We start from the raw sequence: 12,060 nt of genomic DNA, 5'->3' as shown, positions 1-12,060 counted from the left end.
TACTGTTCAATTGTCATGGCTTCAGATATTATTCCCAAATACGAAAAATTTATTTATCTTCATTTTTGAGTGGAGGATAAATAAATCTTAGTTGTAATCGTCGCATTGAAAAGATTCACATCCATTTTCCATAAAAAACTATAAAATAGACTATTAGATTATTCATCAAAACGTGGGGTTGATTTCCGTTCCGACTGGGCGCTTTCCTGGGGGCGTCCAGTCTACACTCCAATCAACATAATATATGTCATACTTTTAATAATTGTTATTCTCACTTTTTGTGATGAGATATAAAAATAGCGGATTATCCATCAAATGACAGAAAATCCGCTGATCGGCATTAAAATATGTATTGTATCATTTCATGTATGTTGCAATAAGGATTATCACGGCTTTCTGTCTTGCGAAGTGCCATCATATCAGTGCAATTTTTTATAGCAACCTCATGTCGAAGTGCGATAGGTGCAATGACTGACTCATCCGCTTTATGACGAAAATAACGTGTTATTCCAAGATGCTGCTCCATCTTGTCATTTAATACTGCACGAGGATACTTTTCAGACATATCGACCTCTTCAAAATGCAACAGTAGCCATAATTCGAACGCTTCATTTGAATAGGCAATATGAATATTATTCTCCTCACAAAAGTCATTCACTTCCTCTAATTGCTTTTCGGTTAAATCATCCTTATCAAAAACAATCCAAACCTCATCAAAATATTGATAGCTTGAATCTCGATAGGCATGCTGGGCAAGCTTAATAGCCGAACGCTTAACGTTTTTTATTTTGACACTTACCATTTTGGAGCGCTTTAAAATACGCAGTTGCTCAAAATAAATGCGTTCGGTTTCACCTTCACAATAAATTAAAATAGTTTTACGCAGTGTTCGATTCCCTTGTTGACGTACTCTCACTGCTTGAATACCTCCACTTCTTTTAAGTATTGATCGGATAAATATTCATTAATAACCGGTGTAGCCCCAAATTCTCCCTTTAAGTAACGCTTGGCATAGGAAATATCTCCACGTTTCTTCTGCAAATCTGCAAAATCAAATAAGGAGTATAACTCGGATTCATTTTTAAAGCTTTTATTCACAAACCATATTTGATCGGAACGTAGTGGCTGATCTAATAAATCTATTTCATGACTTGTGACAACAAATTGATTCGTAACGTTACGCTTACTGTTCATAATGGCCATTAAAAATTCGCAGATGGATACATGAAATGCAGTATCAAATTCATCTATAAAAATAGTCTTCCCCTTATTGTATGCATCTACAATGACACATGCTAAATGCAGCATACGGACTGTTCCCTTTGAATCCATCGTCCAATTAATTGTCTTTGTCCCAATCGGCGCACCTGCTTCATCGAACGATAAATAGTGCAAATCGATATCCACTTCTTGAATAACCTCTGGCGTGTCAAAATCATAGCCAATCGTATTTTTCTCTCTACGCTCAACGCGTCTTGCCGTCACATCTTGAATAGAAAAATCTGCAATCTTTAGTAACTTCATCACTTCTTTTTTAAAGGACTCCTCTTCAAGTTTACGAATAAGTGGATGACTTGATAACCGATTTGCTTCATCTAAAAACAGTATTTTATGTAAAAACCAATCAAATATTTTCGTAGCATCTGGGTCATTAAAGACATTTAATACTGATAAGAACGCTGTATTATTACGCGTATATTTTGTCAGTTCTAACGCTGTGCTTTCAGCAGATTCATACAAATATTCTGTTCCATCCCATTGTCTATTAAAGAGCTGCTCTTTCAAGGATTTTGTCGTTTTAGTTAGGCATTCATATAGTACCTGTGAGGCATTATATTGTACCTCATAATCGTACAGTACCCCATCTAGGAATAATGAAATCATAAATTCTGTCGGTTTCTCTTGCTGACCTCCTAGCTTAAACGGCTGGTAGGGCAAGCGTAGTTGTTTAACATTATTAAGATTTTCAAAGTTAAACAATAAAGAACGTAAAATTTTAATAGCCGTGAATAAGTTCGATTTTCCGCTTCCATTTGGTCCGAAAATAAAGGCACTTTTTACAAGGCGAAACGAGTCAAATTTCATCGTATGTGTGTCCTTTAATTTACGAATACGGCTTCCCGCTACCATTGAAAATAGTGTTTCATCTTTATAACTCAGGCAATTTTTCACTCTAAAATCTACTAGCATATTTGTAAGCCCCCGTTCAATTCCACAACATTACTTTAAACAATTATTATACTATAGTCGCGAAAAAAGACATATTACTCAGAATAATACTAATTAAATGCAGCATCCATTTCGCCTTGGCGTAATCGTCCGGAGGCTTTAGGCCAACAAATGTTTTTTTGTGCGAAAGCGTAGTGAAACGTAGTAGCAAACGGTTTTGTCCGTGCGAAAGCGAAGCGTCAGCAACACGGTTTTATCTGTGCGAAAGCGAAGCGTCAGCAACAACAACAGCACGATGTTGATCACTCAGGCGTTTATGTGAAGTTCTTAGCAGTCCCTCTATTCGCTCTGTAATGGGTCTCACAGTTATTTTAATTTGATGGCGATGAAATACTAGAGTTGAAGAGTTTTATTTTTATTAATATCAATACAAAAGAAAGTAGTGAAAAAATAATGCCGCTCCAAATAAGTTGATGAATTCCTAATTGAGAAATAAACCAACCTCCAAAAGATGTTCCAAAAGTAATTCCAAGATTTGAAAATGAAACAAATAGACTATTACCAAATTCAGGGGCTTCTTTAGCTTCACTTATTAACCATGCCTGACTAACGATTAAACCGCCGGAATGTACCATTCCCCAAATGAATACTATAAAAATCATTGGAACGAAATAAGAACCTAAATAATAAACGAATAAGTAAACAAATAAATATAGTACCGGAAATGATATTACAGTTTTCAACATATTTCTTTGTAAAAGAACTCCAAATAAAGAATTACCTAAAATCATAATTACACCAAATATTAGCAACATAATACTAATCAAGGATCCATTCATGTGAGTGACTTTTGAAAGGTATTCAGCAAAATAACTGTATACCGAAAACATGGCTGCAAAAATAAATACAACAGTTCCTATATTTAACCATAATTCTATTTTTCGTAATATGCCGACTTGCTTGCCAAAAGACATTTTTTCTTTAACTGGCATAGAAGGTAGCAAAATTAAAATTCCTATAAAGGCTACAGCATTTACGATCGCTCCAAATAAGAAAGCAATTTCTAATGAAAACTGTTCTGCCAGATAAGAAGTTAATGGTACACCTAAAGCAAAGCCGACCGTAATTCCCATGAAAACTTTGGTAACTGCTTGACTGCTTTTTTCTGGAGGAACAAGATTAGCTGCAGTTACAAGAGCTATTGAAAAGAATAGAGGGTGAAGTGCCGCTGGTATGATACGAAAAATAAGCATAACTTCAAAATGTGTCGTATAAGCATAAAAAACATTAGAAATAGCAAATATAAATATTGTTGTTAATAAAAGTAGCTTACGATTAATCCCAGACACAAGTAATATTAAAAATGGCCCAGAGATGGCAACAACTAGAGCAAATATACTCACTAAAAAACCTGCTTGTGCGGTTGAAACCTCAAATTTTTGAGCTATTTGTGGTAATACTCCGACAATACTCATTTCAGTTGTAATAATTCCAAATACACCAATTGCTAGTATAAAAATAAGTAAAGGGTTTACTTTTCGCATTAATAAAAATCTCCAATCTTAAATAGATTTAATAAAAAATAGTTGAGCATTGTTACAAAAATTGATAGGTGAGAAATCACATTTCTTCAAATACATAATTCTATATATACGTATAATTAGATATGTTGAACCAAAAAAATAGATCCTCCTTTCTATTTATCCCGCATTAACTGGCAGAATTTATCTGTAACGAAAGCAAAGGAAGTTAGGTTGAAGATTAACTACCCGTAAGAGCCCAATTGATGAAGACTAATAATCAGTGAGGATAAAGAAAACCCCCAACTGATTAAAGCTTCACTTTATAATTCTTTTTGAACGTACTCTCGAAATTCTTGTATAGTTTTCTCATTCCTACGATAATAAGTCCACTTTCCAATACGCTCGGATTGTAATAATCCAGCCTGTTGCATAGTTAATAAATAATTAGAAATAACCGATTGAGCCAGACCTGCTTTTAATTGAATATCTCTTACACATACTCCAACTTGAAAACTAATCCCTTGTTGTAAATAAAGTTTTTCATCAAAAAATTCCTCTGGATTCTTTAACCATAATAATATTTGACGTCTTGTATCGTTTGATAATGCTTTATAGATTTGTGAAGGTTCCATAAAATTCATTATATCTATTTTTATAGATTTGTAAACGCAGCTTAATGTTATTAGTTTATTCGGAAAATTCATAGTCTTAACCTTTGAATTATTACTGTGTGTTAGTATTACTTAGCGCTCTCTATCCTGTAACTATTAGTCGAACAGGTAAAACAAGCGCTTCAAGAAATTTTAAATACAGTTTCCGTTATGTAAATAAAAACTCAACGCCAAGGTTCCTAGCTTCCTTGGCGTTGAATGAATAAAAATGACTCTTCTAATTAAATTTCTACTATCTTTTCATCTTGTAACGCTTGCAATGTACGCTCTATACCTTCCGCAAAAGAAATTTTTGGCCTCCATCCAATTGCCTTCGCTAACTTTTCATTATTTAAAAACGAATGCTCAATATCTCCCTCTCTCGCAGGAGCATATTGAATTTCTAAAGGATGATTTAAATGCTGCAATAATAAAATGACTTGATGAATCGACCATGCCTCATTCGTTGATACATTATAAGTGCCTTGTAGTCTAGCCTGTACACCGGCATAAATAGCATCCGCAATGTCCTCTACATATATGAAATCTCGAGTTTGCTCTCCATCTCCATAAATTGTAAATGCCTTTCCTTCTATACTGCTTCTTAGCATGCAAGGAATAACCGCTGCTTCGCCCTGCATTCGTTGTCTTGGACCGAATACATTAGCAAATCTATAAATTAATGTTGGTAAACGGTAATCTTTTTGCCATTTCTCGCAATATGTCTCACCAATACTTTTGTTTAATCCATACATCGAAATCGGTTCACTAACATCTGTTTCTTCTATTGGAGGATAGTGACTATCTCCATAAACAGCTGCCGACGAGGCAAAAACGAAATGCTTTACCTTATATTTTGACGATAAGAAGAGCATCTGACTAAGCCCTACAATATTCGATAAAACATCCTTCACTGGCTCTTGGATCGATTTTTGGACACTCGTTTGCGCTGCACAATGGATGACCACATCAAATGACGCTTCTTTAAAGAGATGCTCACAAACTTCATCTTCCACATTCAAAAGATAAGATTTATGCTCAAAGTCGACATTACGTAAATGGCCTGTACTTAAATTATCAATAATATAAACATTTGCACCTTCTTTAAAAAAACGCCTTGCCACTGCACTACCAATAAAACCATATCCACCTGTCACTAATACATTCATCCCATCGCCCCCAAAAACAATATGATGTTTTATATGCAGTAATTACTAAAATTATGCAAGCAACCTATTCATTGTGTTATTTTTTGGAAGAATTTTTCATGTAGATATAAAAAAATGTGCCCGATATGTATCGAGCACATTTTACAACATTAAGCTGGGTTTACTTCCAGTTCAACTGTAATTTTGATGTCTTTACCAACTAGAACACCGCCAGTTTCTAATGCCGCATTCCAAGTTAATCCAAATTCCTCACGATTGATTGTTGTTGCAGATTCAAAGCCATAAACTTCTTGGCCCCATGGATTTGTACCTTTTCCATTAAATTCAGTATCAAATGTTACTGATTTCGTTACGTCTTTAATTGTTAAATCACCTGTAATCGCATATTCATCATCCGATTTTTTTGTAATGTTTGTTGATTTGAATGTGATTGTTGGATATTTTTCAGCATCGAAGAAATCTGCTGCTTTTAAGTGATTATCACGATCTTCACTACGTGTGTTAATGCTAGCTGCATCAATTGTAAAGCTAATGTTTGCTGTTGTTAAATCTGCAAGATCTGCCGCTTCAATATTTGCTGAATAAGTATCGAATACACCTTTTACTTTTGATACCATCATATGCTTTACTTGAAAGTTAATTGCTGAGTGTCCTAAATCAATATTCCATTTTGCCATTTTAAATTCCTCCAATTAAATTATTTTTATCTCGATTTCGAGATATATGTTAAAATATGAAGTAACTACATTCATTATGTTCCCCCAAAATTTAAGGGATAAACATTTGTAGTTACTTCTTTCGTACTTCTAGTTATAAATAGTTACGAAAAGTAATTGATTACTTTATGTAACCTACTATATATTAATAATTTACTTACGTCAAGTTATTTTTAAACTTTTTAAATCGATGATGCCATTCGAAGATTGTGTACGATAGATGCAGGACTCCCACGCTCTGAAATTCCGTAATGTTTAAGAAATTATTTCAATGATCCCTATAAGAATAAGTAACCATCCTGAAATAGCGGTTGAGTATTTTCCTATGAAAGTCTTTGTCAGCAAAGCGCCAAAGTGAACACCAGCACCTACTGTTATGAACGAAAAGACACCGATAGAAATAACTGTCCATATTGCAGAAATACCATTGGCTCCAAGTGCTATTCCGCCTGCTAAACAGTTGGCTGATAAGACAAAGCCGAGCGTCATTGCTTCGCGAAATGAAATGATATAATTTTTATCTTCATCAAATACTTCAGGGTTTTCTAATATTCCTTGTTTAGAAAAGCGACTAGATAATAAAGTCCATATCCCTATAACACAAAGCAAAAGACTTCCTATTAAATTCGCAAAATCTGGAGAGACAAATTTAATAACTACGCTCCCAGCTGTAACTGCAACGTACGTGACGATCATTGAAATAAGGGCAATAACCGCATTGGATAATATGGGTATTTTTACTCGCTTAATACCATAAGCGAGACCAATTCCTAAATTATCTAAGTTGGCAGCTATCCCAATAAGAATGATGGCTATCCAATGCATTCCTTTCCTCCTCAATAACGTAAAATCCATTCTCACATATGATATGAAGGGAAAAAATTTTTGTTCATTCATACTTTGAATGGAATTGCTTACGGAGGAAATGGGATTACCCGCGGGAGACATAAGAATAACCGTATTCAACGTCTTTCCAAGTGGGTACTATTTCCTATTCTATAGCTTGAAATTATTTAATTGTTGAGAAATTTCTTCGGCAATATTTGCAGTTTGAACGGATGACTCTGCTACATGCTGAATTGCTTTTAATGTTTCTGAAATACTATTCGCTATTCCATTTGACTGATCAGACGATTCTATCGCGACAGTAGATACATTTTCAATTGCTTTTTGTATTTCTAGCATAGAATACTTCATCGTGCCAACAAATGTTGTCACTTCAGTTATTAATGTATTAAAGTACATAGCATCTTCTTCATATTGAATTCCACTGTTTTGGAAAAGCTCATAATCAGGTGTTACTTTATCGTCTATAAAGTGTAATAGCTCCTGAGCATTAGTAGACACATTCTTAAATGCTCTTTCTACGTCACTTGTAACAATTTGTATTTTTTGAACGGTTTCAGATGATTGTTCGGCTAATTTTCGGACTTCGTCAGCAACAACCGCAAAACCTTTACCTTGCTCTCCTGCTCTGGCAGCCTCGATAGCTGCATTTAATGCTAACAAATTCGTTTGATCTGCAATATCTGCAATTGTGTCAGACATTACTTTTACTTCAGAGACGATTTGTCCGGCTTCAATCGCTTCTAAAACTGACTTTTGTTTGTCATCATATAGATGACGAGCTGTACTAAATGCTTGAACAGCTGTTTCTTTAATATCAATGGCTCTCTCTTTTACTTCTTGTGAGAAATTAAGACTATATTTAGTTTTCTCATTTAATTTTTCCGTACTATCAAGCACTTCAATTGCAGTCGCGTTTAATTGCTCAGTTGTTGCACTTAGTGTAGTACTTCCCATAGCAACATCCTTTGAAGTTGTATCAATTTCATTCATTGAAGCAGTAATTTCCTCAATAGTTGCACTTAAATCTTCACTTAAACTTCCCATTTGTGTTGAGGTACTATTAACATTAGAAACAAGTTCCTGAATATGTGTAACAGAATTGTTCAAACCTTGCGTAATTCTCCCAAGATCATCTGGATATATTACCTCAGCATGTCGTGTTAAATCACCATCTTCAACCCCAGATACAACATCCTGAATATTGGAGATTGCTTTTTTGACGTACCTACTTAAGTAGATCAGTATACTTATACTAAACATAAGAGCAATAACCATAATAATACCGTTTTGATACAACGTTCTCTTATATGTTGCATTATTTTTTTCATTGCTCAATTCGGCATTTTTGATATTTGTTGTTTCTAATTGCTCCATCAGATCATCTCTTTGCTTTTCTTTTTCAAATAGTGGTTTTAGTAACACATTGGCATCCACTTCCGTCGCACTAGAGGTAACTTGTTGAAAACTAGATTCTAATATATCTTCGTAACTTTGATTTACTTCTTCCAAATAATTAAGTAATTTTTTCTCTTCACTATCCATTTTTACTTTCTTTAAATCTTTAAAGGCATGACTAATTTCTTCTTCAATAGCTGCTATTTCTTCAAAATATTGAATTTTTTCATCTATATCTTGTGAATGAAAGAAGATTTTGAACTTTAGATTCGTTATTTTTAGCTGATTAGTTGAAATATTACTTAATAAATATACAGAAGTTAAACTTTCATCATATAAAGATGTCGCATTATCATTCATTTTTTTAACACCCATTATCCCAGTAAATCCTATAACGACAAGTGCAATCAACATAATGAAATTGAATATTCCGAACTTCCCGACTAAAGATGTGTTTTTATAAAACTTCATTTATCTCTCCACCTTAATTGCTTTAATTTATATTGATAATAAAATTGGCTCATCACCATAACCTAGGGTTGATTTCCGTTCCGACTGTGCGAAAGCGACAACACGATTGGTCACGAGGGCCATCACAGGACTTGATGCTTTTAGCCATCGTTCCCCCGCTCGCCTCGATGCAGGGGGTCTTATCTATGTCCCAAAGAGTCGCCTAGTTGTAACGAAGATCAACTTATATAAATGGCATCTACAATCGTTGTTACCCTAATTATATTTAACAAATATGATTAATTATGGAAATAAAACGTTGCAATTACCCTATAACTCAGAGTTAGATTATAGAAAAATACTATCTTTCTGAATAACTTTTTCGACAAACACTTCTACTAGATTAGGGTCAAACTTAATACCCTTCTGTTCTTTTAAATAAGAAAGAGCTTCTTCCTTTGTCCAAGCTTTTTTATAAGCTCTATCACTAACTAAAGCGTCGTAAACATCTACTATAGATATTACTCTCGCCTCAAAAGGAATTTCTTCTCCTTTTAACCCCATTGGATATCCAGTTCCATCCCAATTCTCATGATGATATTTAATAATATTTTCAGCAATTTTTTTGTCATCGAAAACTTTATTGTTCATTTCATTAGATAGTTTATTCAATACATCTACACCCATAAGAGGATGCATCTTCACAATTTTTTTCTCATAGACTGTTAGTGGCCCAGTTTTATACAGGATTGATTCTGGTATTCCTGATTTTCCAATGTCATGTAAAACACTGTATTCTATAATTTTACTAACATACTCTAACGATAAATTATAAGTTTTATCTTCAACGAGGCTTAACAACAATTCCTCTGCTAAATTTTGCACATTCAAAAGATGTTCTGCTATATTTACATCGCGCATTTCACTTGATAGAGCTAACAACTGAAATAGCTCCTTTTGCTCTACTTTCTTCTGATTCACTTCATCTATCAATAGTTGTTCTGCTAAGCGCATGACTCCTATATAATAAATATTTCCTTTAATTTCAATTGGCGTAATCGTTATAAATGAGTATCTTAACTCTAATGTTTTGTTGACATGAACCATTGTCCCAGACCACGGCTGTCCTTTTTTTAATGTACTTTTTACCGATTTATACATAACAAACGGCGTTACACTTGATTTTAAACTCTCTACTGGTAATCCAATAAGAAATTCTCTTTTATAGCCTGTGATCGTTTCGTATTGTTGATTAACATCGATAATTAATTGATTTTTATCAACGATTACAACAGCATCACCTAATTTTAAATAATATGTTAATTCCTTTAGTATTTTTTTACACATTTAGAAGACCCCTTATCCATTGTTTAATTCATTAGCAAAACTAGCAAGTCGGTCAGCCGACAATGTAACTTCTTCAAATGCTTTACCTAATTCATTGACAAATAATATAATGACGTTTCTCTTTTTATTTTCCCAAAACATGAATCAACCTTCATTAATCTTCTTTACACTTCACTTAGTAAAGTTTTCAATAATAACTTATTTTGCTGTTGATACTTAGTAAAATAGAGTTCCTGTAGTCTTTTTGATAACCTATCATAATCGCTTTTCGAAGGAACCGAATTCCATACAAATATATTTCCGATGTCTTTTTTAATATTTAAGTATAAGCGATCCGTTATAATTAACTCCGCCTCTTCATCTTTAGAACACAACTCAACATGGATAAAAACACGTTTTATTTGACTAAATAGATAAGGAACATCATTTATCATTGAAAATATTTTTATTTTAATAGTATCTCTATTAGCAAAATCAATAGTTTGTTTTAGTAGTTTATGATATCGCCCAATCAATATTTCTCTGCGTTCAAATACGATGGCGAAAGCCTTATTTTCCATTAGACGATCATAAAACTGATTCATAATTTCTATTTGAGCCGTTTCATGCATTTCTAATCTCTTTTGATAAAGATCTTCTTTAAATAAAGTAGCTGGACCAGAAAAGGTTAAAATATAATAATGAAGGTGCAGTAAATTGATAAAGAGTGCCCCATATTCTTCTACATCTAAAGTAACTGAAAAATGCTCGATGAACACTTCTATCCAATATAGAGTTGCTTGTACAAATAATTCCTGATTATGGTGCTGTGCAAAATTCATCAAGAAACTTACCGCATTATCCGTTTTATGATAACGACGCATACAGCTAATGATAGAAAATAAAAACATTGTTTCTAATTCAATTTCTTCATCTGATAAAGCAGTAAATTCTCTAAATATATGCTTTAATTTTCCCGATAATCGCTCATAGTTATGATGATGCTTCGTAAAGTTTGCATACATTGGATGATATTCGATTAGGCAGCCTAATTTTGCACGTGATAAGCAAATGGCCAGCCAATATAAAAGTTGTTCGGAATAGGCTATGTCTACTTCCTTCATTAATTCTAGTATTTCTTCTCTTGAAACTAGAGTAAATGGCCACTCTTCTCCCCAACACGAATTCCAGTAGAATAAGAAGTAAAAATAACGAAATTGCTTTTCTGTCCCTTCAAGACTGACTTTTTCATAAGATGTATACTTCAATTGAAACTGATCTAACAAAGGCTTAACTTTTTTTATTCGTCGATACATAGACGCGACACTTGTAAAATTATCCAAAATAAACATGTTAACATCATAAAATTTATTGTAAAAAATCTCATCAAAAGCTTTATAGGTTAATGATTTTTTTAAATAATATCTTTCTACAGCCTTCATAGAAAAATTATCTTTATAATTTAATTGATAATACTTATTCTCTTCTTTTTGGATAACAGCAGATTTAGTAACAAACTCTAAATCAATTGCTATCTCATCTATTGTTTTCAAAATTGTTCTTTCAGACAAATCCGTCATTTGAGATAACTCTATAATTGAAAATAGCCTCTGTTCATTGTAAATATGATGTAGAATATTCAATTTTTGCAAAGATGAACGATCCAAAAAATTATACATAAAAACACCTCAATGTCTTCCACCAGTAAACCCTAGCTGTGTCATATCAATTAAGCATTTATTCGAAATTAGATAAGCTTATTTAACTCTTACCAATACATTCTATTCCCGCTTTTTACGACACTAAACATTAT

Annotated in this window: 11 protein-coding genes; all 11 read right to left on the bottom strand. The window is 33.3% G+C overall.

Features of this window, described 5'->3' with window-relative positions; genetic code table 11:
- Nucleotides 1–340: 340 nt before the first annotated feature.
- The 11 genes from ACQKN2_RS02955 to ACQKN2_RS02905 all read right to left on the bottom strand — a co-directional run bounded on the left by ACQKN2_RS02955 (nucleotide 341) and on the right by ACQKN2_RS02905 (nucleotide 11,827).
- Nucleotides 341–916: an RloB family protein gene (locus ACQKN2_RS02955; RefSeq protein ID WP_376071517.1), complete on the bottom strand. Its 576-nt coding sequence runs from the start codon at nucleotides 914–916 to the stop codon at nucleotides 341–343.
- Nucleotides 913–2,190 carry an AAA family ATPase gene (locus tag ACQKN2_RS02950; protein WP_427413623.1) on the bottom strand — a complete coding sequence of 426 codons (1,278 nt, stop codon included), beginning with the start codon at nucleotides 2,188–2,190 and terminating at the stop codon, nucleotides 913–915. The genes ACQKN2_RS02955 and ACQKN2_RS02950 overlap by 4 nt, the downstream gene beginning before the upstream one ends.
- A gap of 350 nt (nucleotides 2,191–2,540) precedes the next feature.
- The gene (locus tag ACQKN2_RS02945; protein WP_427413622.1) at nucleotides 2,541–3,713 is read right to left on the bottom strand and encodes an MFS transporter; all 1,173 of its coding nucleotides are present in this window, start codon (nucleotides 3,711–3,713) and stop codon (nucleotides 2,541–2,543) included.
- 299 nt (nucleotides 3,714–4,012) lie between these two features.
- Complete coding sequence (locus tag ACQKN2_RS02940; protein ID WP_387079579.1) at nucleotides 4,013–4,324, bottom strand: ArsR/SmtB family transcription factor; 312 nt, start codon at nucleotides 4,322–4,324, stop codon at nucleotides 4,013–4,015.
- Nucleotides 4,325–4,584: 260 nt separating this feature from the next.
- Entirely contained in the window at nucleotides 4,585–5,511 is a 927-nt protein-coding gene (locus ACQKN2_RS02935; protein ID WP_427413621.1) for an NAD-dependent epimerase/dehydratase family protein, read from the bottom strand.
- A gap of 149 nt (nucleotides 5,512–5,660) precedes the next feature.
- Nucleotides 5,661–6,188 carry a YceI family protein gene (locus ACQKN2_RS02930; protein WP_427413620.1) on the bottom strand — a complete coding sequence of 176 codons (528 nt, stop codon included), beginning with the start codon at nucleotides 6,186–6,188 and terminating at the stop codon, nucleotides 5,661–5,663.
- Between the two features lie 294 nt (nucleotides 6,189–6,482).
- The gene (locus tag ACQKN2_RS02925) at nucleotides 6,483–7,052 is read right to left on the bottom strand and encodes a manganese efflux pump (protein ID WP_427413619.1); all 570 of its coding nucleotides are present in this window, start codon (nucleotides 7,050–7,052) and stop codon (nucleotides 6,483–6,485) included.
- Between the two features lie 171 nt (nucleotides 7,053–7,223).
- Nucleotides 7,224–8,942, bottom strand: coding sequence for a methyl-accepting chemotaxis protein (locus ACQKN2_RS02920; protein ID WP_427413618.1), 1,719 nt, complete (start codon nucleotides 8,940–8,942; stop codon nucleotides 7,224–7,226).
- 327 nt (nucleotides 8,943–9,269) lie between these two features.
- Nucleotides 9,270–10,268: an HD domain-containing phosphohydrolase gene (locus tag ACQKN2_RS02915; protein ID WP_427413617.1), complete on the bottom strand. Its 999-nt coding sequence runs from the start codon at nucleotides 10,266–10,268 to the stop codon at nucleotides 9,270–9,272.
- 12 nt (nucleotides 10,269–10,280) lie between these two features.
- Nucleotides 10,281–10,409, bottom strand: coding sequence for a hypothetical protein (locus ACQKN2_RS02910; protein WP_427413616.1), 129 nt, complete (start codon nucleotides 10,407–10,409; stop codon nucleotides 10,281–10,283).
- A 23-nt stretch (nucleotides 10,410–10,432) separates the two neighbouring features.
- A complete protein-coding gene (locus ACQKN2_RS02905) occupies nucleotides 10,433–11,827 on the bottom strand; it encodes a helix-turn-helix domain-containing protein (protein WP_427413615.1) in 1,395 nt (464 codons plus the stop codon).
- Nucleotides 11,828–12,060: the final 233 nt, after the last annotated feature.

The sequence above is a fragment of the Lysinibacillus sp. NPDC093688 genome (genome assembly GCF_050280145.1).
In the GTDB taxonomy this organism is placed as follows: Bacteria; Bacillota; Bacilli; order Bacillales_A; family Planococcaceae; genus Lysinibacillus; species Lysinibacillus xylanilyticus_B.
Note: the sequence above shows the minus strand (reverse complement) of the source record. Positions and strands in the feature narration are given on the sequence as shown.